Source organism: Rahnella selenatireducens (assembly GCF_046449555.1).
GTDB lineage: Bacteria > Pseudomonadota > Gammaproteobacteria > Enterobacterales > Enterobacteriaceae > Rahnella > Rahnella selenatireducens.
Genome location: NZ_JBKEZJ010000002.1, coordinates 40473 through 65311, shown reverse-complemented (window position 1 = coordinate 65311; position 24839 = coordinate 40473). Strand labels below are relative to the sequence as shown.

The 24839-nt window shown below is 53.1% G+C and carries 19 protein-coding genes; 12 read left to right on the top strand and 7 right to left on the bottom strand.

What is annotated here, in order from left to right; all coding sequences use genetic code 11:
* Nucleotides 1-32: 32 nt before the first annotated feature.
* The 6 genes from ACLBVC_RS03690 to pdxR all read right to left on the bottom strand — a co-directional run bounded on the left by ACLBVC_RS03690 (nt 33) and on the right by pdxR (nt 9546).
* A complete protein-coding gene (locus ACLBVC_RS03690; RefSeq protein WP_410148805.1) occupies nt 33-1652 on the bottom strand; it encodes an ABC transporter substrate-binding protein in 1620 nt (539 codons plus the stop codon).
* A 405-nt stretch (nt 1653-2057) separates the two neighbouring features.
* Complete coding sequence (locus ACLBVC_RS03685; RefSeq protein ID WP_104925214.1) at nt 2058-3044, bottom strand: replication initiation protein; 987 nt, start codon at nt 3042-3044, stop codon at nt 2058-2060.
* Between the two features lie 1368 nt (nt 3045-4412).
* Nucleotides 4413-4622: a plasmid partition protein ParG gene (locus ACLBVC_RS03680; RefSeq protein ID WP_101078106.1), complete on the bottom strand. Its 210-nt coding sequence runs from the start codon at nt 4620-4622 to the stop codon at nt 4413-4415.
* On the bottom strand, nt 4619-5245 hold the full coding sequence (parA, locus tag ACLBVC_RS03675; RefSeq protein ID WP_014341720.1) for a ParA family partition ATPase: 627 nt from the start codon (nt 5243-5245) through the stop codon (nt 4619-4621). The genes ACLBVC_RS03680 and parA overlap by 4 nt, the downstream gene beginning before the upstream one ends.
* A 1410-nt stretch (nt 5246-6655) precedes the next feature.
* A complete protein-coding gene (locus ACLBVC_RS03670; protein WP_410148171.1) occupies nt 6656-7741 on the bottom strand; it encodes an ABC transporter ATP-binding protein in 1086 nt (361 codons plus the stop codon).
* A 248-nt stretch (nt 7742-7989) separates the two neighbouring features.
* Nucleotides 7990-9546, bottom strand: a complete 1557-nt coding sequence (gene pdxR, locus ACLBVC_RS03665; RefSeq protein ID WP_410148169.1) for a MocR-like pyridoxine biosynthesis transcription factor PdxR — start codon at nt 9544-9546, stop codon at nt 7990-7992.
* A gap of 145 nt (nt 9547-9691) precedes the next feature.
* Here pdxR and ACLBVC_RS03660 point away from each other — a divergent pair, with 145 nt between their 5' ends.
* From ACLBVC_RS03660 to ACLBVC_RS03625, 8 genes are all read left to right on the top strand, one after another.
* A complete protein-coding gene (locus ACLBVC_RS03660) occupies nt 9692-10960 on the top strand; it encodes a 4-aminobutyrate--2-oxoglutarate transaminase (RefSeq protein ID WP_410148168.1) in 1269 nt (422 codons plus the stop codon).
* Between the two features lie 8 nt (nt 10961-10968).
* Nucleotides 10969-12423 (top strand): NAD-dependent succinate-semialdehyde dehydrogenase, encoded by a 1455-nt coding sequence (locus ACLBVC_RS03655; RefSeq protein ID WP_410148166.1) that lies wholly within the window; start codon nt 10969-10971, stop codon nt 12421-12423.
* A gap of 267 nt (nt 12424-12690) precedes the next feature.
* Nucleotides 12691-13719 carry an ABC transporter substrate-binding protein gene (locus tag ACLBVC_RS03650; RefSeq protein WP_410148164.1) on the top strand — a complete coding sequence of 343 codons (1029 nt, stop codon included), beginning with the start codon at nt 12691-12693 and terminating at the stop codon, nt 13717-13719.
* 167 nt (nt 13720-13886) lie between these two features.
* The gene (locus tag ACLBVC_RS03645; protein WP_410148162.1) at nt 13887-15152 is read left to right on the top strand and encodes an ABC transporter permease; all 1266 of its coding nucleotides are present in this window, start codon (nt 13887-13889) and stop codon (nt 15150-15152) included.
* 12 nt (nt 15153-15164) lie between these two features.
* Nucleotides 15165-16004: an ABC transporter permease gene (locus tag ACLBVC_RS03640; RefSeq protein WP_410148161.1), complete on the top strand. Its 840-nt coding sequence runs from the start codon at nt 15165-15167 to the stop codon at nt 16002-16004.
* A gap of 87 nt (nt 16005-16091) precedes the next feature.
* Nucleotides 16092-16826, top strand: a complete 735-nt coding sequence (locus tag ACLBVC_RS03635) for an SDR family NAD(P)-dependent oxidoreductase (RefSeq protein WP_410148159.1) — start codon at nt 16092-16094, stop codon at nt 16824-16826.
* A complete protein-coding gene (locus tag ACLBVC_RS03630; protein ID WP_410148158.1) occupies nt 16819-17868 on the top strand; it encodes a phosphotransferase in 1050 nt (349 codons plus the stop codon). The genes ACLBVC_RS03635 and ACLBVC_RS03630 overlap by 8 nt, the downstream gene beginning before the upstream one ends.
* 11 nt (nt 17869-17879) lie before the next feature.
* Entirely contained in the window at nt 17880-19139 is a 1260-nt protein-coding gene (locus ACLBVC_RS03625) for an aspartate aminotransferase family protein (RefSeq protein ID WP_410148156.1), read from the top strand.
* A gap of 3 nt (nt 19140-19142) precedes the next feature.
* Here ACLBVC_RS03625 and ACLBVC_RS03620 read toward each other — a convergent pair whose 3' ends face one another.
* Nucleotides 19143-19814, bottom strand: coding sequence for a GntR family transcriptional regulator (locus ACLBVC_RS03620; protein ID WP_410148154.1), 672 nt, complete (start codon nt 19812-19814; stop codon nt 19143-19145).
* Between the two features lie 292 nt (nt 19815-20106).
* Between ACLBVC_RS03620 and ACLBVC_RS03615 the strand changes: the two genes are divergently transcribed.
* The 4 genes from ACLBVC_RS03615 to ACLBVC_RS03600 are packed head-to-tail and all read left to right on the top strand — an operon-like array spanning nt 20107 to nt 24828.
* Nucleotides 20107-22488 carry a DMSO/selenate family reductase complex A subunit gene (locus ACLBVC_RS03615; RefSeq protein WP_410148152.1) on the top strand — a complete coding sequence of 794 codons (2382 nt, stop codon included), beginning with the start codon at nt 20107-20109 and terminating at the stop codon, nt 22486-22488.
* Nucleotides 22485-23105 carry a DMSO/selenate family reductase complex B subunit gene (locus ACLBVC_RS03610; protein WP_410148150.1) on the top strand — a complete coding sequence of 207 codons (621 nt, stop codon included), beginning with the start codon at nt 22485-22487 and terminating at the stop codon, nt 23103-23105. The genes ACLBVC_RS03615 and ACLBVC_RS03610 overlap by 4 nt, the downstream gene beginning before the upstream one ends.
* A gap of 2 nt (nt 23106-23107) precedes the next feature.
* On the top strand, nt 23108-23956 hold the full coding sequence (locus ACLBVC_RS03605) for a dimethyl sulfoxide reductase anchor subunit family protein (RefSeq protein WP_410148148.1): 849 nt from the start codon (nt 23108-23110) through the stop codon (nt 23954-23956).
* Nucleotides 23956-24828 (top strand): 4Fe-4S binding protein, encoded by an 873-nt coding sequence (locus tag ACLBVC_RS03600; protein ID WP_410148146.1) that lies wholly within the window; start codon nt 23956-23958, stop codon nt 24826-24828. The genes ACLBVC_RS03605 and ACLBVC_RS03600 overlap by 1 nt, the downstream gene beginning before the upstream one ends.
* Nucleotides 24829-24839 lie beyond the last annotated feature (11 nt).

Genomic DNA, 24839 nt, shown 5'->3' with positions numbered 1-24839 from the left:
CCGGTAAAGACCGGCAGCAACGTGATTTCTGATTATTTGACGATTTTGACATCCGGCAGGCTGCCGGTGAGGCCGTTGTAAATATCCGGTTTGAAACCGGTCACGCGTGCACTGCTGGCAGACAAAATCTTACGGTTGCCAAGCAGGATCACCGGAGGATCGTTCGCCAGAACTTTGTACAGTTCGTGATAAACGGGTTTACGTTTTTCGATGTCGAGCGTCGCATTGCCTTCGTTGATCAGTTTATCCACTTCCGGATTGTTATAACCCTGCTCTTTGGCTTCTGTGCTGTAGTAATCCCAGACGCCGTCGTGCGGATCGTTGAGCGTGCTGGTGCTGAATGACGCCAGATCGTAATTCCCCGCTTTACGTTGCGACATCAGCGCGTTGAAATCCACGACCTGTGGTTTCAACAGCACACCGATTTTCTGATAATCCTCTTTGGCAATCGGGATCAACGCGTCGTTCAGCACTTTTTTGCTGACCAGCAGCGTCAGTTCCAGACGTTTGCCGTCTTTCACACGAATGCCGTCCGTACCGGTTTTCCAGCCCGCTTCATCCAATAACTTATTGGCTTGCGCCGGATCGAATTTGTACGGATTCACGCCGTCGGTGTTATACGCCCAGGAGATCGGCGCGATCGGCTCAATAGCCACGGTGCCGTAGCCCTGATACACCACGTCGATCAGTTTCTGGCGATCCAGACCGTAGATCAGCGCCTGACGAACTTTTACGTCTTGCAATACCGGGCGATGAAGATTGAACTCAATCTTGCTGTAATCGCTGGATCCGTAAAGGTTGATGTTCGCAAAACCCAGCAGTTTCAGCTGTTCGATATCATCCGGACGCGACGTAAAGGCGTCGTAATCGGTATCACCGGTCTGGAATAACTGGAAGTTCGTCGACGGGTTGGTGACGCGATAAATGAAACGTGGCGTCGGAGGCGTACCGCGGTAATAGTGAGTGTTGGCGTGGAAACGGATCTCCTGCCCCGGAATGTATTTGTCGTAAACGTAAGGGCCATTACCCAGCGGTTTGCCGTGCAGCGTACGCAGTGTATCGAGATTTCCACGCTGATAATCTTTGCCGTAATAGGCTTTCGACAGCACCGGCCCGCCGATTTTCTGCAGCGTGGTCGCGCCCGGTTGCGTGGTCGTCACCTGAAGGGTCAGCGGGTCGATAACTTTCAGACCACTGACGCTGTCCGCTTTGCCCTGCTTGTATTCATCGCCACCGGCAATATGTGCCAGGGTGATATCGGTATCGCCATCATATTTCGGGTCATACAGCACGGTCAGCGTGAACGCGACATCTTCCGCCGTCAGCGAAGAACCGTCGCTGTATTTGAGGTTCGGACGCAGTTTGATGGTATACGTTTTACCGTCCGGGCTGACCGTCCAGCTTTCCGCCAGACCCGGAACCAGTTTACCCTGGCTGTCCCAGTCAATCAGGCGGGCGAAGATCACGTTGGTGACGTTTTCATCCCAACCATTCACGAAGAAATAAGGGTTAAAAATGCCCTGTGGTTCGGAGATCCCGGCGATCACAGTATCTGTTCGCAGCTTCGCGGCAGCAGGAACCTGGCTGGCGTCAGTGGCCGGCGTGATGCCTTCTTTGAGAACATCGTCCGCAAAGGATAAAGAAGAAAACATTACGGCGCTGGCCAGCAATGCGATTTTAAAAGAAACGGTGCGGCGCGCGCGGGTGACTGATTGCGCGGAGGCAGAAGTGAGTAACGTAGCCAAGTGACATCCCTCATCAATAAGTGTGCAATAGGTTTACAAAACATGACGAAGAGTAAGGTTGGGGTTTGTCCTTGTCTAACAACGAAAAAATATGGCTTATAGCTTTTGGGCAGTACGCTGAAAAAGCCGCCAAAACGGGTAATGTGGAATGATTTCCTGCCCGCACCCAGTAAGTACTTACTAACTATACGGAGTAGAGTAATCAGTGAGTTAACTGTAATGGACGCCGTAATCCTCAAGATCCGTACAAAAAAAACGGCGTATCTCATCGAAGATACACCGTTCATTTCGCAATGCTTTCCGGCCGGAGTGTCAGGCTGCGGTTTTCTTACTGCGGGAACTGACCTCAGAGAGGATCTCTTTTTGTTTGCTTTTCTCGCCGATTAGCTTGTACCAGCCTGAAAGCTTGCGCAGATCCGGCAACGTCGCCTTTTCTTCTACGTCGTAAGCGCTTAATTTCTCACGATACTCTTCGAAGATGGTGATACAGCGGCGTGCCCACTCGCCTTCCAGCGCAGAGCCTGCCACAGCGCGTGGACGGCGCGGTAAGCGCGGGCGCAGCGGTTTACTGGCTTCTGGCGCTGACTCATCGACATAGGCGAACTTGATCGAAACAACGGTTCTGCCCTGCTTCACCGGCTCCCAGACCACGGAAATATCGGTATTGGCGTTGATCCGGTTGATCGTCGGTTCAAGCAGCTTCTGTCGGAAGTCACGGTAATCTTCGTATTTGCCTGCCAAACCGGCCTTCTCGCGCATCCAGTTAAGATCCAGGGTCACTTCAATGGCTTTACCGCTGCGTCGCCCGTAGAGGTTTTTGGCTTTGATTAACCAGCCATACAGCCGCACGGAGAACGGCGTATCCAGTTTTGCGATATTCGCAAAATTGAGTTTGGTAAAAGACTCTTTTAATTCATAAAGATAGGGTGCGACGTCCTGACCGAATCTTAGTACAACGGCGCTGTGATCATCACTGCTGACGTATTCCAGCCGCGAGAACCACGAAAGCTGAACGGTCCGGACCTTTCCAGTTTTCGTATCCGGTTTGTAGATGGTGACCGGCTTTTTCATCAGGCTTTCTGCAGCTTCGCGCAACTGGCGGTGGCTGCTGGTCGGGTTTACCCCGTAGATCCGCTGGTAATCCTGAGGGAAAAGTCGATATAGCGTGTCCGGTTGAGGTTTCCTGCTATCAATTTGTGCCAGCGCCAGGTTGAGCAAGCGCATTTCATCCAGAGTAACGCTGTAGGCGCCTTCAAGAAGATCGTTCCCCTGAACTACGGTGAGTTTATTCAGTTCCATGTAGCAGGATCCATAAGTGGAAAGTAGGTAAATTATTCCACATAAAAAATACTGGCGTAAAGTAAAAACAAGCGTTATTTATTCATTTATTTTCATATACTTAGGCGTACCCCCTAAAACTTCGATCAGGAAAAACTTCCACATATGATTTTCCTCCGCATTTGGGATCCTTTTTTTAACATGCTGGATCGGCTCGCTTTTTACAGGAAATTACTCCACTTATCGAGCTGAAGATCTCCAACACGGAATATCTGAGATACGCGCTGATCTTCCCTGCCGATCAGAAAATTCTTCCACATATAAGTTCATATTGCACGTTAACTGACCGGAATCGGCTTTGTGATCCTCTTCTCATTTCATCACCCCGACCCGTTTCCTGTCTGAAATGGGATCTGCAGGAAAACTTTCCACGTATATGTGTCCCGGGGATCAGAAAATGTCTCCACATTTGGGGATGCTCGATTGGCGATCAGGAAATAACTCCACATAAGGGGGCGTTACGATCTCAGGAAATCTTTCCACGTATAGCAATGCGCGGGATCAGGAAATACTTCCACGTATTCCATCGTAAGGGGCTTAACTGACCGGACAGTTACCGCGAATTTACACACGTTTGATCAGATAATTCTTCCACATATAGGTAAGTGACAATGTCACATAATTCATAACCAATTGTTTGTACACATTATATTTTTTCAGAGTTCGTTTGAATAGTGTTTTGAAGATCAGAAAATGTCTCCACATAACCGCTGATTAGTTCAGGAAAATCTTCCACATATGCCCTGTTCTGCTGCCCGGATACCGATTTCTAAAGCAGATTATGCCTGACCAGGATGATCCTCTCTGTTACGTGACACAACGTGACGCTGTCACAGGAAATGTCTCCACATGTGTACCCCTTAAGGGATCAGGAAATCACTCCACCTATCAGAAATATGAGTTGTGGCAATATGTTAGCGTTAAATCTAAGCTGATGTTTATGTCAGGGGTTCCCAGGAAAACTGTCCACAGAAAAAAGCTCCACATATTCAGTGGACTGATCTGTAAGGAAATTATCCACAGGAAAAAGCTCTACATTGATCATGAAAAGGATCCACATCCAACAGGAAGGATCTCCACTTCGGGCAGGAAATACCTCCACAAGACACGTTTTATTCTGCTGATTTACATAGAAAAAAACCTCTCTTAAAGAGAAAGATCTAAACTTATAAATAAAACAAAACACTATTTGATCTTGGGATCCTGATAAGGAATGGTGACGTTATCGCAGAAAGGATTGGGAAGAGGTAACACCAGACGGGACAAGGTTGTGCAGGCTTTAGAAACAGAAACGGGCCTGATGAGACCCGATCCAAACGGTATAAACGATCAGGAACGTTCGTTGGTGATAAGCCAGGCATTGATCAGCTCTGTCAGAACGTCTTTCATCTCGCGATCTTGCAGGAAGCAGCTTGTTTTGAACCGGCGATGCAGCTCTTCATCGATATTGGTCTGTAATTTCTTTACCGATGCCGGCGGTTTGGCTACAGCATCTAGTGCTGTAGTTAATTGTCTGTGCTGGCCAAGTTTCATTTTCATTTCAGCAACTCCGTAATTTCTTTGGTCATAATTTCAATCTCGCCTTTCGCATTACCGTCCGTTGTATCGAAGACTGTTCCGCCATCCATCATGGTACGGATATAAACCTGACGCTGAGTCGTCCCTGTGCGCAGGGCCGGAACGCCTGTATCAGCAATAGATTCTTTCAAGACTTCCAGCATCTTAGCGGATGCGACTTTCTTGGTGATCAGAAAACGCGCGATCACAGGCTGTAAATTTTCACGCGCCTCAACAACGGCAAGTATAGCGCCGCAGGCTGCAAAATCTAAAGGTGACGGTGTCACGGGTATCAGCACTAAATCACTGACCATCACGGCTGCTGATGAAATTGCCGAGATTGCTGCAGCACCGTCGATCACGACGTAGTCATATTCTTTCAACTGCTTGCGTACGGTATAGACTTCTTTTTCTGATGCGGCTTCTGCCAGGTCGAACTGGCATTTACTTTCGTCGTACCAGTTGCTGATGCTTCCCTGTGGATCGGTATCGACCATCACAACTTTATGACCTTGTCGTGCAAGACAGGTTGCGATGTTAATAGAAGTCGTGGTTTTCCCTACCCCGCCCTTCCCGTTCAGGAAAGAAATAATTTTCGCTGCCATAACAACCTCTTGATGAAGCGCTAAATGAAGATTATTGAATCCCGTAATCTTAAGGTTTTGGGATTTATTATTTATATAATCATAGGATTCTGGGATTTAAAAATCCATGAATCACAGGATTGAAGCACTACTATAAAGATTACATCCGATGATTTCAATATTTTAGGATTACCGAATTATATTATCCCGTGATTTCAGGATTACGTGATTACCAGTTAACAGAGCGCGTTGGTAGCATTATGTTCAGAAAGTTGTGATTTTTGAATCCCATCATCTCAGGGGTTTGGGATTTCATGATTACAGCCGGATAGGACTGAAGTTTCTATCTCAGAGAACAATGGTACAACATGAAACTATCAGGATTTTGTCATCTTGTGATTTTATGATTCTGCAATCTTGGGATTTTCTCGTGGGATTATCATGTCAGTTAAAGTGATAAAAAGTTTCGGCTGGTGTTGACGTCCACAACAGTAGCCCAGAAAATCTCACCATCTCACCATCTCACCATCTGGTGATTTATAGATTCTAGGATTTCCACATGGGGTGATTCTGGAATCATGGGATACATAATCAACATACTACGATTACAGGATTAAAAGATTCTGATATGCCTGAGATTGCAAAATCCCGGAAGGTCAGGATGTGAAAGTAAGATTCAGGGATTATGCAATCCTTGAATCTTGAATTGCCTGTAGAGAGGGGGGATATATACGAAGGCAAGGATTCAAGGATGCTACGCTCCTGCAATCTTAATGAGGATTACAGGAGTATGGGATTACTCATAGATAAGAGTTCGCTTAACTTATCAATGTGTATCATGTAATCCTGAGATTATAAGAGAATCCCTGGATTTCATGATTCCGCATCAGGATTCAATGATTCCATAATCATTCATTATAAATCAATCCGTTATACACTCCAGGTTAAGCTGGTTCTGATCTATCATCAGAAGATTTCAGGATTCTATGATTTTAAATAGGATTATGAGATTACAGGATTTTTGTAACAAATCACGGGATTGCAAGATTCTCACGATGCATAGGGATTCAGAGATTCCATGATTATGGAGTCAAGGAATGCATCCTTTTAAGATTCAAGGATTCTGAGATATAGAGATTTTGTAAGATTACAGAATCTTGAAATCTCAGGATTAACATTATTAATGATGAAAGTTAGGATGGCAGGATTTCTGGATGGCGTGATTTTATGATTATGGAATACAGGTATGAATGATGTTGTGATTGTAAGATTCTGGGATTTATCTTGTGATGACAAGATGACAAGATGACAAGATGACAAGATGACAAGATGACAAGATGACAAGATGACAAGATGTAGAAATCATAAATCCCAAGATTAAATAATCTCGGGATTATGTGATTGTATGATTCAGAGATTTGAATTGCGGAATTAATGAGTCACAACATCAAGTGCACGCAGATGTTCAGGCAACCAGGAAAGAAGAACTTCTGATCCGGCTTTCCAATCCGGATTCATGTGTGCGGCAGAAAGCTTAACCATGAAATTATCCTGACCGGCAACTTCAGTCATCATGCGGACATGGTCACCCAGATAGATGAACTGTTTAATTCGCGCTTTGATCTGTTCCATACCCGGCTGAGGATTGTTGATACTGATCCGCTCGGGGCGGATTGAGAGCAAAATTTTCTTACCAGGTGAACTCGGGCGAATTTTAACGGCGCGCAGAATTGTGCCGTCATCGAGCGATGCACGATAAAAATCACCCTCGGCTGCCGTATTGGTTGCCAGCAGACTGTTATTTTCTCCGATGAACTGCGCAACAAACGCATTATCTGGCTTTTCATAAATCACGCTCGGGCTGTCCATTTGCTGGATAACGCCGTCATTAAATACCGCAACGCGGTCAGACATGGTCATTGCTTCACTCTGATCATGCGTGACATAGACAATCGTCAGGTCCAGCATCTGATGCAATTGCTTAATTTCCATTTGCATATGTTCGCGCAGCTGTTTGTCCAGCGCGCCGAGCGGTTCATCCATCAAAACCAGTTTCGGTTCGAACACCAGAGCGCGGGCGAGGGCGACACGTTGCTGTTGCCCGCCGGACATTTGCGCCGGATAGCGATCAGCCAGCGGTTTCAGTTTGACCATGTCCAGAATGCGGTCAACTTTCTCCTTGATATCCGTCTTGTTAAGACGGCGTATCGTCAGCGGAAACGCCAGATTTTCAGCCACCGTCATATGCGGAAACAAAGCATAGTTCTGGAACACCATCCCGATATCACGCTGATGTGGCGGCAAGTTATGCAAGGGTTTGTCGCGCAGAAGAATTTCGCCCTGAGTCGGTGTCTCAAACCCGGCAAGCATCATCAGGCTGGTAGTCTTGCCGGAACCTGAAGGACCAAGCAGCGTCAAAAATTCACCCTCGTGGACATCAAGATTGAGGTTTTTAACGACCAGTTTATCGCCGTCATAGCTCTTCTTGATATTTTTGAAGCTGACATACGTTCTCATAACAGGCACTCCGCGAAAAAAATATTGGAAAGTGGATGACGCAACCCGGCACAAATCATGCATAAAACATCCTCAGAAGGACTGTTTGTGTGGCGTTATTAAAAATCTTTACCACCCACCAGAAACGCTAACAAGCATTTTTTAGCAAAAAACCACAAAAAAAAGCCTGAGGGAAATCTCGCAGGCTTATGAATTTTATTGCTATTTTTAAATACTTTCGGGTTATTGCTAGCAATGTGAAGGAGGGATTACGCAGGATCAGGCAAGTCGCCAGCTTCCGTTTCAGTGAACTCAGTCAGCGCTTCTTGCGCACTGCAAGATTGCAACCTGCGCCGCAAACAATTCACGATATGCCCAAACGCGGGCACAATTTCTTCCTCCGAAACACCGCCATAACCGAGCAAAAGCCCGCGCCGCGGGGCCGGACGCAGGTAATAGGCGGAAAGCGGACGGGTTAGCACACGCTTTTGCTCCAGCTCCGCGCTCAGCGCCACGTCATCAATCGAATCAGGCAACGACAAAATCAGATGCAATCCGGCATTACTGTTTTCGCTTAAAAACTCCGGCCCGAGCTCCTGCTCAATCAGCTTCGTCAGCACATTACGCCGCTTGCCGTAGATCAGCCGCATCCGGCGGATATGCGCCGCGTAATGGCCTTCGCGGATAAATTCTGCCAGCGTAAGTTGCGTCAGTCCGTTACCCGCACGGTACAACTCGGAATGCGCAATCTTGAGGCGGGAAGCCAGAGGTCGCGGCAAAACGACGTAACTGATTCGCATTGCCGGGTACAGCGTTTTGCTGAACGTCCCGATATAAATCACCGGCGCATCGCTGCTCAGGCCTTGCAGCGCTGGGATCGGGCTGCCGGAATAGCGGAATTCGCTATCGTAGTCATCTTCCACCACCCAACTGCCTTGCTGGCTGGCCATCGCAAGAATTTTCTGTCTGCGCGCCAGACTCATCACCGCACCCAGCGGATAGTGATGTGACGGTGTCACGCATATCAGTTTTGGCGCGCGGCTTTCTGGCGGATTTTCAGGCGGATCCATACCGTTTTCATCCACCGGTATCGGCTGAATATCCACGCCGTTGATGGAGAGCACATTGCGAATGCCCCAGTAGCTGGGTTCTTCAATCCAGGCCACATCACCGGGATCGCAGAGCATTTTTGCCAGTAAATCGAGAGCCTGATGCGTACCGGCGGTGATGAGGATCTGATCGGCGGTACAGTCCACGGAGCGCGCAATACGCAGGTAATCGGCCAGCGCATGCTGGAGTTCCGGGCAGCCACCGTGGCGCGAATAAGTGAGATATTCCGGATGAAGGCGGCGGCTCAGGCGGTTTTGCAGCTTGCGCCAGATGTCATGAGGGAACTTTGTGACATCCGGCACGCCCGGCATAAATGCGCCCCACTGGTGCGACGCCACGCCGGTACGCGTCAGCAAATTCGTGCCGCGTTTGGAAAGTGAAACGTGGCTGCGGAGCGGGGTACAGCGCGTGGTGGTTTTGTCTGCAATTACACCGTCTTCCGGTAAATCGGATGTGACGAAGGTACCACTTCCGGTACGTGTCTGAATGTAGCCTTCGGCCTGCAATTGCTCATAGACCGCCAGTACCGTATTGCGCGAAATATCCAGTTCTTTGGCCAGGTCCCGGGACGCAGGCAAACGGCTGCCGGGGCTGATGCTGCCGTCAAAGATAGCCTGTTGTAATGCCTGATAAACGCGCTTGTTCAGCGTGCCTCCGGAAGATTCAGAAAGACCGGTGAGACGCTGAAAAATGAGGTCAGAGAGCAGTGAGCGCAAAAGTGGATCCTCAAAATAATTCAAACTGGTTCTGGATTATAGAACCGCTGACGGGATAAAAAACAAGAACGGATTGCTATTTCGACAAATTGTTCACCTTGCAACCGGCAATCTCCAAAACATAACCTTCAGGCAGGAGCGAAAGATGAGTCACAGCGAACTGGAAAAACGCCGTAAAGAAGCGACACCACGTGGTGTCGGCGTCATGTGTGATTTCTATGCAGCGAAGGCGGAAAACGCAACGTTGTGGGATGAGCAGGGCCGTGAATATATCGATTTCACCGCCGGGATCGCCGTGCTCAATACCGGCCATCGCCATCCGAAAATTGTCGAAGCGATCCGCAATCAGCTCGACCTGTTCACGCACACCGCCTACCAGATTGTGCCTTATGCAAGCTTTGTCACGCTGGCCGAACGCATCAACGAAATAGCGCCTGTGTCAGGGAAAGCGAAAACCACCTTCTTCAGTACCGGTGCCGAAGCGGTAGAAAACGCGGTGAAAATTGCCCGCGCTGCCACCGGTCGTCCCGGTATTATCACATTCTCCGGCGCATTCCACGGCCGCACCTTACTGACCATGGCACTGACCGGCAAAGTCGTGCCCTACAAAGTGGGCTTCGGTCCGTTCCCGGCGTCGGTATTCCACGGGCAGTATCCGAATACACAACACGGCGTCAGCACCGAAATGGCGCTGGACAGTATCGAACGTATTTTCCGCAGTGATATCAGCCCGCAGCAGGTTGCCGCCATTCTTTACGAACCGATCCAGGGTGAGGGGGGTTTTAACATTGCGCCGGAAGATTTTGTGAAAGGTCTGCGCGACATCTGCGACCGTCACGGCATCGTGCTGATTGCGGATGAAGTGCAGAGCGGCTTTGCACGTACCGGCAAAATGTTTGCGTCTGATTATTACCCGAATGCCCGACCGGATTTAGTCACCATGGCGAAAAGCCTGGGCGGCGGGATCCCGATTTCCGGCGTAACCGGCCGCGCAGAACTGATGGACGCACCGGAACCGGGCGGTCTGGGTGGTACGTACGCCGGTAATCCGCTGGCCGTAGCATCTGCGCTGGCCGTTCTGGACATTATCCGGGAAGAAAAACTGTGCGAACGCGCTAATCGCCTGGGGGCTGAACTGATCGAAACCCTGGAAAAATCCAAAGCAAAATGTCCTGCACTGGTCGATGTGCGTGCGCGCGGTTCCATGGTCGCGGCAGAATTCAACGACCCGGCGACAGGCAAACCATCCGCTGAACTGACCAAACAGTATCTGCGTAAAGCGCTGGATGCCGGTTTGCTGATGCTGAGTTGCGGCGTCCACGGTAACGTGATCCGTTTCCTGTATCCGCTGACCATTCCGGATGCGCAGTTCAAAGACGCGCTGGCCATTTTGTCCCGCGTACTGGCTGACTGAGGAACGCTATGCAACTAAAACATACAGAACTTTTTCGCCAGCAATGCCTGATCAACGGCGAATGGGTTGACAGCGAAAATGGCGAACGCGGAGACGTCATCAATCCGGCAACGGGCGCGGTGATCGGCAGCGTTCCGCAAATTACGCCGGCGCAGGCGGCGCAGGTGATTACTTACGCCGAACAGGCTCAGGCGGGCTGGCGGGAAAAAACCGGTAAACAACGTGCTGCGGTGATGCAGAAATGGGCGCAGCTGATGCTGGAACATGCGGACGATCTGGCCGCATTGCTCACCGCGGAACAGGGTAAACCGCTTGCAGAGGCAAAAGGTGAAATCGTCTACGCCGCGTCCTTTATTGAATGGTTTGCCGAAGAGGCGAAACGCGTCGAAGGCAGCGTGCTGGCTCCGGTTCAGGCGTCGCAACGCATGCTGGTGCTGAAACAACCGATTGGCGTTTGCGCGGCCATCACGCCCTGGAATTTCCCGGCGGCAATGATCACCCGTAAAGCCGCACCGGCGCTGGCAGCCGGTTGCGCGATGATCGTGAAACCGGCTGAACAAACGCCGCTCAGTGCTTTAGCGCTCGGCCAACTGGCGGTGGAAGCGGGCATACCGGCGGGCGTATTGCAGGTGATCACCGGTTCTGCGCAGGATGTCGGCAAAGTGCTGTGCGCAAGTCCGGTGGTTCGCAAACTGAGCTTCACCGGGTCTACCGAAGTCGGGCGCATCCTGATGGCGCAGAGCGCGCCGACGGTGAAAAAACTCTCTCTGGAACTGGGCGGTAACGCGCCGTTTATCGTGTTCGATGACGCCAATCTAGAGCGCGCCGTGGCCGGTATTATGGCCTCGAAATTCCGTAACAGCGGGCAAACCTGCGTCTGTGCTAACCGGATTTATGTCCAGCGGGGGATTTACCCGGCGCTGGTAAAGCGGCTGGTTGAAGAAGTGGAAAAGCTGAAAGTTGGCGAGGGCTCTCAAACCGGTATCACCCAAGGGCCGCTGATCGACGACGCCGCAGTCAGTAAAGTGCGTGAACACATCGACGATGCGCTTTCGCACGGCGCAATGATACTCACCGGGGGGCAGCCACACGCACTCGGCGGCACGTTCTTCCAGCCGACGGTGGTTGGCGGTGTGACATCTGCGATGAAATTTGCGCGCGAAGAAACCTTCGGACCGGTTGCGCCGGTTTTCAGTTTTACCGATGAAGCGCAGGCAGTGGCGATGGCTAACGATACCGAATTCGGGCTGGCGGCTTATCTCTTCACGCGTGACGCCGCGCGCCAGTGGCGTGTTCCGGAAGCATTGGAATACGGCATGGTGGGCATTAATACCGGCCTGATTTCCAACGAAGTCGCGCCGTTCGGCGGTATTAAACAGTCCGGTCTGGGGAGGGAGGGGTCCCGCCACGGTATGGACGACTATCTGGAAATGAAATATCTGTGCATCGAGCTGGGTGAGTAATCCTGACGCACAACGTCCCGATAGGGTGCAGAAATGCACGTCAGCTGTGCAAGGTCAGACAATAAAAAGAAACTGAGTGGTCATGAGGCACAAAAAAATCACATAACGCCTCTTCAGAACCTGTCCGCCCGCCATTTCCGGCGCGGCGGACGGACTCAACAGTAATGGCATGGTTTATGCTTCATCATAAAATATGATGCATCATATTTTAGCAATGCCGTTACCTTAGCGATTTCCTTACTTTTTAGTTAACCCAGGAGTCACAGCATGTTTAAAAAGATTGCCCTTACCACTCTTCTCGCCGGGTTGATGTTTCAGGCTCAGGCTGAATCTCTGACAGTGATCTCTTTCGGCGGTCTGAATAAAGACGCTCAGGACAAAGCGTTTTACAAACCTTTCGCAGCAGCCGGTAAAGGCACCATTGAGCCAGGCGAATACAACGGTGAAATGGCCCGAATCCGCGCCATGGTAGAAACCAAACAGGTGGGCTGGGACGTGGTCGAAGTCGAAAGCCCGGAACTGATCCGTGGCTGTGATGAAGGGCTGTTTGAACCGCTGGACTGGAGCAAACTGGGCGACAAAACGCAGTACGTGCCGGGTGCGGTAACCGAGTGTGGTGCGGGCATTTTCCTGTGGTCAACCGTGCTGACGTATGACGCCAGCAAACTGAAAAAAGCGCCGACCAGCTGGGCTGATTTCTGGAATGTAAAAGATTTCCCGGGCAAACGCGCACTGCGCAAAAGCGCCAAATTCACGCTGGAAATCGCTTTACTGGCCGATGGCGTGAAGCGTGAAGACATCTATAAAGTGCTCGCCACACCAGCCGGTGTGGAACGCGCCTTCAAAAAACTCGATCAAATCAAACCGAACATCCAGTGGTGGGAATCCGGCGCACAACCGCTTCAGTGGCTGGTGTCTGGCGATGTGGTGATGACTTCCGCCTACAACGGCCGCGTGAGCGCCGCGCAGGGCGAAGGCCATGATTTCAAAATGGTCTGGGACAACAGCCTGTATGATCTCGACAGCTGGGCCATCGTAAAAGGGTCCAAACACAAAGATCTGGCCGAGCAGTTCATCGCTTTCGCCAACAAACCTGAAAACCAGAAAGTCTTCGCCGAAACCATCCCCTACGGCCCGACTGAAAAATCAGTCACCGGCATGATTGACCCTAAATATGCGCAGAACCTGCCAACCGCCGAGAAAAACCTGGCAGGCGCTTTGCAGGTAGATACTCACTTCTGGATTGAGCATGGCGAAGACTTAGAACAGCGCTTCAACGCCTGGGCTGCTAAGTAAATACCCGTCATCTTTCGGTCTGACTCGGCGTTGGCTTCATTTGCTCACCCCGGTCACAGTCTTTTGATTGTTGCCGGGGATCCGCTTCGCTTGCCGCCTCGATTCAGTCTGAATGATTTTGTGCTTTGAGTTGGGTAATACCAGAGAATTTGCCGCGGGAGAAAATTATGAGCCAGACCGAAATGCTGACGACACCGGTGCCGGACGACGCCGCTTCAGGGCCGACGCTGCGTCAGCGCCTGCGCAAAGTAGAAGCGGCGTATACGCGACGTTCTTTGCTGCTGATTGCGCCACTTTTGCTATTTGTGATTATCAGCTTCCTGTTTCCTATTGCGTCCATTTTGGGCAAAAGTGTGACCAACCCGGAGCTTGGCGAAACAATGCCAGCAACCGTGGCGCAGCTTGCACATTGGGAAGGCAAAACCGTGCCAGATGAAGCGACGTTTTCCGCGCTGGTGACGGATCTGCGTAACGCCCGCAATAGCGGCCAGATGGCGACTGTCGCCAAACGTCTGAGCTATGAGGATAACCGCTACCGCAGTCTGATCACCGGCACATTACGCCATGCGCCCGAAGGCACCGCGCCGGTCAAAGAGGCGCTGATCCAAAGCATGCCTCTGTGGGGCGAAATGAGCACCTGGCAGACGTTGCAGCGCGCGGCGAAACCGCTGACTTCTTATTATCTGCTGGCAGCTTTTGACCGCAAAGTTGACGTCGATACCGGCAAAATTACGGCACTGCCGCCGGACCAGGCGCTGTACGTTAACGTGCTGCTTCGCACCTTGTGGATGGCGCTGGTCGTCACGCTGTGCTGCGTCGCTCTCGGGTATCCGCTGGCGTACTGGCTGGCGAAACAACCGTCTGGTCGCGCCAACTTACTGATGATCCTGGTGTTGCTGCCGTTCTGGACATCGCTGATTGTCCGCACCGCCAGCTGGATTGTTTTGCTGCAATCCGGTGGCCTGATCAACCGCGCGCTGCTTTCCACCGGCATCATCGATCACCCGCTGGTGATGGTGTTCAACCGTCTCGGCGTTTACATCTCGATGACGCACATCATGCTGCCGTTTATCGTTCTTCCTTTATATGCCGTGATGAAGAGCATATCGCCAAACTATGTCCGCGCGGCGATTTCACTCGGTGCACATCCTTTCTCTGCGTTCTGGCGGGTGTACGTGCCGCAGACTTATGCCGGTGTCACCGCGGGGGCGCTGCTGGTGTTCATGATGGCGATTGGTTACTACATCACGCCCGCGCTCCTCGGCGGGCCGGGCGATCAGATGGTCAGCTATTTTGTTGCGTTCTTTACCAATACCACGATGAACTGGGGAATGGCGGCGGCGCTCGGGAGCCAGTTGCTGGTGATTGTGGTGCTGCTTTATATCGTTTATATCCGCGTGACGCGCACCAAAGCCGAAGTGGCAGCGAACTAAAGGAGCCCGACTATGAAACACAGTATGAAACAAAAAGGGGCGCTGATTTTGCGGTTGTGGCGCTGGTGTTTCAACTTCTACAGCGCGGCAATCTTGCTGTTTCTGATTGTGCCGGTGCTGATTATCGTGCCGCTGTCGTTTAATTCCGGCTCGTTTCTGAGTTATCCGCTGACTGGTTTTTCGCTCCGCTGGTATCACACATTCTTCCACTCGGATGAATGGCTGAGTTCGCTGGGAAACAGCCTAATGATTGCGCCGCTGGCGACGATTCTGGCCACCGTTTTGGGCGTTCTGGCCTCTGTCGGATTAGTGCGCGGTGAGTTTCGCGGCAAATCGCTGGTGATGGCGATTCTGATTTCGCCAATGATCGCGCCGGTGGTAATCATCGCCGTCGGGATGTTCTTCTTCTTTGCCCGCGTTTCCCTGCTCAACAGTTATCTGGGGCTGGTGCTGGCGCACGCGCTGCTCGGCGTACCCTTTGTGGTGATTACGGTGACGGCAATCCTCAAGAACTACGACCGCAATTTATCGCGTGCCGCCGCCAGTCTGGGCGCTTCGCCGTGGCGCGTATTTCGTAAAGTGACTCTGCCGCTGATTGCGCCCGGCGTATTTTCCGGTGCGCTGTTTGCGTTTGCGGCCTCGTTTGACGAAGTGGTGGTGACATTATTCCTCGCCAGCCCGCGTCAGCGCACGTTGCCGATCCAGATGTTCGCCGGTATCCGCGAAAACCTTGACCCGACGATTGCCGCTGCGGCGTCGCTGATGGTCGGCGCATCGCTGATTTTACTGCTGGTGATGGAACTTCTGCGTCGCCGTGGCGAACGCCTGCGCCACTCTTCCGCTGCACATTAAACATTAAATGACTCAGAGGACTTTACAGGTCCTCTTTTTTTGATTATTCCTGATGCATCAAATATCAAATGGGTAAGGGCCTTCATCATGACAGAGAAGAAAACATTACTGCTGACCGGGGCAAGCCGCGGTATCGGTCACGCAACGGTGAAACATTTTTATGCTGCCGGATGGCAGATTTTCACCGCGTCGCGTCAGAACTGGGTGGACGAATGTCCTTGGGCAGAAGGTTTTCTCAACCATATTCATCTGGATCTTGAAGACATTGACAGCGTGCAGAAAGCGCTGCCGATGATTAAAGAGCGCCTTGGCGGACGGCTTGATGCGCTGGTGGATAACGCCGGGATTTCGCCAAAAACGCCGACGGGCGGGCGAATGGGCGTGCTCGGCAGCGATTACGCCACCTGGTTACAGGTGTTCAACGTCAACCTGTTCTCGACGGCGATTCTGGCAACCGGATTATTTGATGAACTTAAGGCCGCGCAGGGCAGCATCATAAACGTTACGTCGATTGCGGGCAGCAAAGTGCATCCGTTTGCGGGCGTGGCGTATGCCTGTTCCAAAGCCGCACTTTCCACGCTGACCCGCGAAATGGCGCATGAGTTTGGCCCGCACGGCGTGCGCGTTAATGCGATTGCACCGGGGGAAATCGATACCGCCATTCTGTCGCCGGGCACGCAGGAAATCGTCGAGCGCAGCGTGCCTTTACAGCGTCTGGGCAAGGCCGAAGAAGTGGCGTCGCTGATTTATTTCCTCTGCACGTCGGGTGCGTCCTATGTGAACGGCGCGGAGATCCACGTTAACGGCGGTCAGCATGTCTGAAGCGCCGTCACTGCTGACTACCGACGTGCCGCGCGTCAGCCCTTCACAGGCCGAAAACATCGCCGCGCAGGTTTACGGCCTGGAGGGTTGCGCACAGATTTTGGGCGGAGAGCGCGACAGCAACTTTTGCCTGACCACGCTTTCAGGCCGTGCTTACATGCTGCGGTTTGTGAATCCGGCGGAAGTGCCAGAAGAGGTCGATTTTCAGACCGCCATTCTCAGTCATCTTGCCTTGCGTGACAGCCAGCTGCCGGTGCCGCGTTTGCAGGAAAGCCGCAGTGGTGAACTGACGCCGAAGGTCAGCGTCGGCGGACAAAACCTGACTTTACGCGCCGTCAGTTACCTTCCGGGGACCGCACAATTTCAGGTGCCGCGATCTCAGACATTGATGCACGAACTCGGCGACACTCTGGCGCGTCTCGACATTGCGCTCAGCGATTTTGAACATCCCGGCGCGAAACGGGATTTGCTGTGGGACATCAGCGATATGTCGCGCCTCGAAGGCTGGATCCCGCATCTGACTGACCCGGTGCAGCGCCACACCATCAGCCGCGTGCTGGATATCCATCAGCAAAAAGTGGTGCCCGCCAGCCGCTTTTTGCGCAAGCAGGTGATCCACAATGATCTGAACGCGCACAACGTGCTGGTTAAAAGCGCAGACCCGCAGCGTCTGGCGGGGATTATCGATTTTGGCGATGCGCTGCGTGCGCCGCTGATCAACGAACTGGCGACGGCGCTGGCGTATCAGCTCGACAGCCAGGGCGAAAATCTATTCCAGTATTGCCATCCGATGATTGCGGCGTATACCGCCCGGCAGCCATTGAGCGAGGCAGAACAACACGTTTTGCCCGAACTGGTCGCCTCGCGGCTGGCGCTGAGCCTGTTAATCGCTCAGCACCGCGCCGTGTTATACCCGCAAAACCGTGACTATATTTTGCGTAATCAGGCGCACGCGTGGGGCAGTTTATCGCGTCTGATGGTGCTGTCGTTTTCGCAAACTGGCGAGATTTTCAGTCAGTCTTGTACGTCTGAATTGCCGTAAAGGGAGCAAAAATGCTGACTCAGCAACAGGTTCTGGAAGGTCGCCAGCAGTGGCTGGGCGGCGGTTATCGTCTGTTTTATCAGGAACCGCTGCACGTCGTGCGCGGCGAAGGCGTCTGGCTGTATGACAGCGAAGGGCGTCGCTATCTGGATGCTTACAACAACGTAGCGTCCGTGGGGCATTGCCATCCGGCCGTTGTCGAAGCGATTGCCGCGCAGGCGGCGCAGCTCAACACGCACACGCGGTATCTTAATGACGCCATAGTAGAGTTTGCTGAAGATTTTCTGACAGAGTTTCCGCCGGAACTGCGCAATCTCACCATGACCTGCACCGGCAGCGAAGCCAACGATCTGGCGCTGCGCGTGGCGCGGCAAATCACCGGCGGGAAGGGTGTTCTGGTAACGCGCTGGGCATATCATGGCGTCACCAGCGCGCTGGCAGAGCTTTCACCTTCGCTCGGCGACGGTTTTGAGCAGGGTAAAAATGTCTGGCTGATTGATGCGCCGGACACCTTCCGCCATCAGGGCGCTTTCGTCGCGGGCGTGGAACGGGCGCTGGAAGACATGAAACAGGCTGGTGTAGAACCGGCAGCGCTGCTGCTGGATACCATTTTTTCCAGCGATGGCGTTTTCAGCCCTAAACCGGCAGAAATGCAGCGCGCGGTGGCGCGGGTTCGCGCGGCGGGCGGGTTATTTATCGCCGACGAAGTGCAGCCCGGTTTTGGCCGCACCGGCAGTCAGCGCTGGGGCTTTGCCCGTTACGGCGTGATGCCGGATCTGGTGAGTCTGGGCAAACCGATGGGCAATGGTCATCCCGTCGCCGGGCTGGTCGGCAGGCCGGAACTGTTTGCGGAATTTGGCCGCCGTCAGCGTTATTTCAACACCTTCGGCGGCAATCCGGTTTCCTGCCGTGCGGCGCATGCGGTATTGCAGGTTTTACGCCGTGAAGAACTGCAACAAAACGCGCAACGGACGGGGGAAATTCTGCGGGAAGGGCTGTTGAAACTGGCAGCGCGTTATCCAGTAATCGGCGATGTGCGCGGTGACGGTCTGTTTATCGGCGTGGAACTGGTGAGCGATCAGCGCAACACGCCCGCGCCTGAGCTGGCGGCGTTTGTCGTTAACCAGATGCGGCACAAACAGATCCTGATCAGCGCCACCGGCCCCGCAGCGAACGTCCTGAAAATCCGCCCGCCGATGGTCTTTCAACCCGAACACGCCACGCTGTTACTGGAAACATTGTCGGGCGTACTGGCGGATATTCCTGCCTGAAAATCACTTCTCCCGGCTGGCGGCCAGGAATTCGACCATCTTCTGGCTGCCGTCGAGAATGTCTTCCTGAATGGCTTTTCTGGCTGTCGCGCTGTCGCCTTTGCGCAGTGCGCGCAAGATTTCTTCGTGATGTTCGATCGCCATCCGCTCGGAAAAATGTGCGTAAGCCTGGGCAATCAGCGGGCCGGTGCGCATCCATAAACTGTCAATGAAATTACTCAGCAGCGGCATGCGCGCGCTTTCGGCCAGCATCAGATGAAATTCACTGTTGAGGCGCAGCGCCTCCGGCAAATCTTCACTGCTGATAGCTTTACGGTTGTTTTCAATGTTCTGTGCGATGCGCTGTAACTCATACTCGGTGACTGTCTGCGCCGCTTTTTCCGCCCCGAGACCCTCGAGATCTAAACGCAACGTGCGGATTTCCTGATACTGCTGTTCATCCAGCTGAGGAACACGAATATCTTTCGGTGTGCGCATTTCCAGCGCCTGCTCTTTTGCCAGCTGCAAAATCGCATCACGCACCGGTGTCACACTGGTGCCGACCTGTTCCGCGAGTTCGCGGATGCGCAGGCGGTCATTGGGTTTCAGGCGGCCGGTAATCAGGGCTTCACGCAAGGTGGCGTAGACGCTGCTGCCCAGATAGGCGTGGTTAATCGAGCTGATGGGATAATTCAAAGTTCACCGTAGCAATAGAGTGCGGGCACCCGGATTAAGGAAGAATTCATGGACGCTGATTATACAACATGATGCATCAAATGTGATGACCAGAAATGAGCCGGGATTTCATACCTATTTTGGGTGATGAGTTATGTGCGATACATAATTGAAATCAATAGATAACCTTATGAAATTAAAAAATAAAGCGTTAATACCTCGAAAGGAGAGGCCACGTGCGCGCGCGTTGATATCACACAAGGAAAAATTTGACTCAAGCGTGCGATGATTTTTCCTTTTGCGAGCTAATGTTATGAAAAATAATGAAGATTGTAAAAATTCCTCAGGCGTTAACCGCCGGGATTTTGTCAAACTCAGCGGCGTGGTGGCCGCACTTCCTCTGATAGGTTTTAAATTTTCGCACGCGGCGGAGCAAATCGCCGTAACTACTCAGGAACTGTCCCCCTCACCAGAAATAATCGTGCCGACTTGCAGTACGTTCGACTGCGGCGGTAAATGCGATATCCGTGCCCATTTGCAGGAAGGGGTTGTGACCCGCATTTCTACACGTCCGGATGCCGATCTCGACCCGGAAATGCCCATCATGCGCGCCTGCGTCCGCGGGCGCAGTTACCGGAAATTTGTCTATCACCCTGACCGGCTGAAATACCCGATGAAGCGCGTCGGAAGGCGTGGCGAAGGTAAATTCGAGAGGATCAGCTGGGACGAAGCCACGGTGCTGATTGCGGATAATCTCAAACGCATTACGGCAAAATACGGCCCGGAATCGCGCTATGTTCACGTTGGCACGGCGGTCAGCGGAGGCCCGTTCTCCGGCGATACGATGGTGCGCCGGTTGCTGAACCAGACCGGTGGCTACCTCAATTCTTATCACTCGGTGAGCATGGGCAATACGGCAGCGGCGACGCCTTACACCTATGGCGCGGCAGCCAGCGGCAACACGCTGGATACGCTGGCGGACACGCCGCTGGTGATCTTGTGGGGGCATAACCCGAACGAAACCATTTTCGGGCATACCAATCACTATTTTCAGAAAATGAAGCAGAGCGGCACCCGATTTATCGTGGTGGACCCGCGCTATTCGGACACGGCGACTTCGCTGGCGGATCAGTGGGTCCCGCTGCGGCCTTCTACCGACAATGCGCTGATGGACGCGATGATGTACGTCATCATCACGGAGAACCTGCACGATAAAGCGTTTGTGGAACGTTACACCCTGGGCTTTGACGAAAGCTCGATGCCGGAAGGCGTTCCGGCCAATGAATCGCTGGTGGCATACCTCATTGGCGCAAAAGACGGCGTGAAAAAGACGCCGGAATGGGCGGAAAAAATCACGCATGTGCCTGCACAAACTATCCGCCAGCTGGCGCGTGATTACGCCACCACCAAACCGGCGGCGCTGATCCAGGGCTGGGGGCCACAACGTCACAACTGCGGCGAACGCACTGCGCGCGGTTCGACATTACTGGCGACGATCACCGGAAATGTCGGCGTTAAGGGCGGCTGGGCGGGTGGCTATGGCGGTGACAGCAGCCGCAAATTCACCGCTGGCGTGGAAATGCCGGATAATCCGGTAACGAAGAAAATCTCGGTGATGAACTGGGTACAGGCGGCGGATGACGCCAGCAAAATCACCCCTGCGGACGGACTGACCGGCGGGGATAAACTGGAGAGCAATATCCGCATCCTGTTTTCGCTGGCGGGAAATTATCTGGCGAACCAGAATCCGGATATCCATCAGGCCGTTAAGGTTCTCGAAGATGAATCCAAAATTGAATTTATTGTGGCCAGCGATCTGTTCCTCACGCCCAGCGCGAAATATGCCGATCTGTTGCTGCCGGAAACCAGTTTTATGGAGCGCTGGAATATCGGCGAGTCGTGGGGAACCGGCAGTTATCTGATGCTTTCTGAAAAACTGATCGAGCCGCAGTTTGAAAGCCGTTCTGACTACGACTGGTTACGCGAAGTTGCGGCCAAACTGGGCGTTGAAAAAGAGTTCAGCCTCGGACGTACGGAAAAGGACTGGATCGTCAGCATCTGGGAGAAAACCCGCCAATCAATGCCGGAGGAGAAACTGCCGACCTTTGACGAGTTGCTGATCACCCGACGTTATCTTTTCAAAGACAAACCGCATATCGCATTTGAAGCGAATATCCGCGACCCGCAAAACAATCCTTTCCCGACGCCTTCCGGCAAAATTGAGATTTTCTCAAAGCGTCTTTACGACATGCAGCATCCGGAAATCCCGGCCTTGTCGCATTACGTGCCGGCGCACGAAGGCCCGGAAGACGAACTTTCCGCCCGGTTCCCGTTGCAGCTGATCACCTGGAAAGGTAAAAACCGCGCGAACTCCACGCAGTATGCCAACCCGTGGCTGAAAGAAGTTCAGGAGCAAAAGCTGTGGATCAACCCGGCTGATGCCACGCAGCGCGGCATTGCGCAGGGCGACAGCGTGCGCATTCACAACGATCGCGGCGTGACGCTGATCCCGGCGGAAGTGACGCAACGCATCATGCCCGGCGTGGTGGCTTTACAGGCGGGCGCATGGTGGCAGCCGGATGAAAACGGTGTCGACCGTGGTGGTTGCGCCAATGTACTCAGTTCGGCGCGCATAACGGCGCTGGCGAAAGGGAATTCTCATCAAACCATGCTGGTGGAGGTTGTGAAAGCATGAGCAAATTTATAGATTACGCGCCGGTCAGTGACCGCCAGCTGGGTTTCTTTATCGACTCTTCCCGCTGTTCGGGCTGCAAAGCCTGTCAGGTTGCCTGCAAAGATAAAAACAATCTGGAAGTGGGCCGCCGTTTCCGCCGTATTTACGAAGTCAAAGGTGGCGGATTTGTATCCACCGGGCAGGGCGGTGTTTTCAACAACGTCTACGCCTACACGCTGTCTATTTCCTGCAACCACTGCAAAGACCCGATCTGCACCAAAAACTGCCCGACCACCGCCATGCACAAACGTCCGGGCGACGGGATTGTGCGCGTCAATACCGACAAATGTGTCGGTTGTGGCTATTGCGCGTGGTCGTGTCCGTACGGCGCGCCGCAGCTAAATCAGGAAACAGGCCAGATGTCGAAATGCGATTTTTGCGTCGATCTGCAAACCGCCGGCGAACAACCGGTTTGCGTCGCGACCTGTCCGCTGGGCGCGATCAAATTCGGGCCTATTGATGAGTTACGCGCCAAATACGGCAACCTGTCCGACGTTCAGGGGTTGCCGGAATCCGGACTCACTCAGCCAAATCTGGTCATCAAACCGCATCAGGGCGCAGAAAAGGAAGGTAAGTAATCATGCAGGAATGGCCACTCATTATTTTTACTCTGCTGATCCAGAGTTCTGTCGGCATCACGCTGTTCACCACGCTTATTCTGATTTCCGGCGCGGACAAACTGAGCGCCCGAGAAAAGCATCGTCTTGCGCTGCCCGCCATGCTAACGGCCTTTATCGCCGGTGCGCTCGGGCTTATCGCGTCCACGGCGCATCTCGGGTATCCGCTGAATGCGTTTCATGCGCTGAGTCATATCAGCAGTTCGTGGCTGAGCCGTGAAATCGTCTTTGCCAGTGCGTATCTGGCGGCGCTCGGGCTGGCGACGCTGATTGCGCTTCTGACCAAACGGGTGATCGCGCTGTTAATGGTGATTGCCGTCGCGACTGGCGCGGTGGATATCTTCTGCATGAGCGCGATTTACGTTCACGCTTCCGTTGTGACGTGGATGCACTTCAACACTTACGTGATGTTTGGTGGCACTGCGCTGACCCTCGGTGCGGTCAGCGGATTGTGGATACTGACGGAGCGTCCGTTGCTGGCCTGGGGGACGTTACACAGACTGGCTGTGATGTTGATTGGCATGCTGATCGCGGTGACGGTTCTGCGTTTGCTGGTTCAGCCGGTGTACGGCAGTTATCTGGCCAGCTTGGGCGGTACGGATGTCATGACGTTCCCGCATCAGCCCCTTACCGCTTACGGGCAGATGGCCGTAATGCGTTTTGTGGCCTGGGCGTTACTGATTGCAGGCGTGTGCGTGACGGCATTATGTCTGCGCACGCAGCGATTCAGCCGCCTGCGGTTGCTGGCGGGCGCGGTGTCAATCCTTATCGCCGAAGTGCTGCTGCGCTTTAACTTCTTCAGCATTCATTAATGAAACTGTTTTCGCTCAATGCCCGTCCGCCCGAAGCCGGTGCCGGACGGGCCTGCGTTCGCAACCCGCTTCCCGGCCATCCTTGTCAGGCCTGCGTGGACGCCTGCGGCACGGGCGTCATAAAGGTAAGCAAGCGAAAGATTGAAATAGAAACCGCAGGCTGTACGGCCTGCGGGGCCTGTCTTTTTGCCTGTCCTGCTGGCGCTATTGAAGGTATTACGCCGCCGGAACGTGCTTACCGCGACGGCTGTCTGACGGTGCCGCTGAGCCTGAGCGCGCCGTCAGTTAACGAACTGCTGATGTGGCACGCGCAATACCAAATACGCGCCGTCGAAATGGAGGCCGGTTCGCATTCCGGCTGGCTGATGGCGGTTGCCGCGCTGAATATCTGGCTGAAAAAAACCGGTGAACCGCTGTGGAATCTACAGCCGCCTTCTGAAGGGACTCATCAGGGATTGCGCCGTCACTGGCTGCGCATTAAAGACGATTCCCGCCAGACCGGTCACGTCACGCCGGGAGGCAGGGCGCGCCGCGCCAGCTTCCCGCTGGTCACCGAATATCGCCTCACGCTGGATCGTGAAAAGTGTTCGCTGTGCGGCGGTTGTGCTCGTGTTTGCCCCGAATCAGCGATTCACATCAGCAACACGTCTTTTACGCTGAACGTGGAAAAATGCACGGGTTGCAGCAATTGCGAAACGCTTTGCTTTGAAAAAGCGATCGGCGTGGAAAAAGAGACGGCGGCGGTTTCAGAAGTTTTCGAAACAACGGGCGCGGACTGTACGACCTGCCGCCGCCCGTTTACGGCATGGTCAGCAGATGAAAAACAGTGCCCGGTATGCCGGAAGCACCGTTTCAATATGCGTAAGGTCTGAGCAAAAGGTGC

What these genes read in the sequence shown, in the direction of transcription:
- ACLBVC_RS03690 (WP_410148805.1), bottom strand. Translation starts at nt 1,652, where the DNA reads ATGTTTTCTTCTTTATCCTTTGCGGACGATGTTCTCAAAGAAGGCATC.
- ACLBVC_RS03685 (WP_104925214.1), bottom strand. Translation starts at nt 3,044, where the DNA reads ATGGAACTGAATAAACTCACCGTAGTTCAGGGGAACGATCTTCTTGAA.
- ACLBVC_RS03680 (WP_101078106.1), bottom strand. Translation starts at nt 4,622, where the DNA reads ATGAAAATGAAACTTGGCCAGCACAGACAATTAACTACAGCACTAGAT.
- parA (WP_014341720.1), bottom strand. Translation starts at nt 5,245, where the DNA reads ATGGCAGCGAAAATTATTTCTTTCCTGAACGGGAAGGGCGGGGTAGGG.
- ACLBVC_RS03670 (WP_410148171.1), bottom strand. Translation starts at nt 7,741, where the DNA reads ATGAGAACGTATGTCAGCTTCAAAAATATCAAGAAGAGCTATGACGGC.
- ACLBVC_RS03660 (WP_410148168.1), top strand. Translation starts at nt 9,692, where the DNA reads ATGAGTCACAGCGAACTGGAAAAACGCCGTAAAGAAGCGACACCACGT.
- ACLBVC_RS03655 (WP_410148166.1), top strand. Translation starts at nt 10,969, where the DNA reads ATGCAACTAAAACATACAGAACTTTTTCGCCAGCAATGCCTGATCAAC.
- ACLBVC_RS03650 (WP_410148164.1), top strand. Translation starts at nt 12,691, where the DNA reads ATGTTTAAAAAGATTGCCCTTACCACTCTTCTCGCCGGGTTGATGTTT.
- ACLBVC_RS03645 (WP_410148162.1), top strand. Translation starts at nt 13,887, where the DNA reads ATGAGCCAGACCGAAATGCTGACGACACCGGTGCCGGACGACGCCGCT.
- ACLBVC_RS03640 (WP_410148161.1), top strand. Translation starts at nt 15,165, where the DNA reads ATGAAACACAGTATGAAACAAAAAGGGGCGCTGATTTTGCGGTTGTGG.
- ACLBVC_RS03635 (WP_410148159.1), top strand. Translation starts at nt 16,092, where the DNA reads ATGACAGAGAAGAAAACATTACTGCTGACCGGGGCAAGCCGCGGTATC.
- ACLBVC_RS03630 (WP_410148158.1), top strand. Translation starts at nt 16,819, where the DNA reads ATGTCTGAAGCGCCGTCACTGCTGACTACCGACGTGCCGCGCGTCAGC.
- ACLBVC_RS03625 (WP_410148156.1), top strand. Translation starts at nt 17,880, where the DNA reads ATGCTGACTCAGCAACAGGTTCTGGAAGGTCGCCAGCAGTGGCTGGGC.
- ACLBVC_RS03615 (WP_410148152.1), top strand. Translation starts at nt 20,107, where the DNA reads ATGAAAAATAATGAAGATTGTAAAAATTCCTCAGGCGTTAACCGCCGG.
- ACLBVC_RS03610 (WP_410148150.1), top strand. Translation starts at nt 22,485, where the DNA reads ATGAGCAAATTTATAGATTACGCGCCGGTCAGTGACCGCCAGCTGGGT.
- ACLBVC_RS03605 (WP_410148148.1), top strand. Translation starts at nt 23,108, where the DNA reads ATGCAGGAATGGCCACTCATTATTTTTACTCTGCTGATCCAGAGTTCT.
- ACLBVC_RS03600 (WP_410148146.1), top strand. Translation starts at nt 23,956, where the DNA reads ATGAAACTGTTTTCGCTCAATGCCCGTCCGCCCGAAGCCGGTGCCGGA.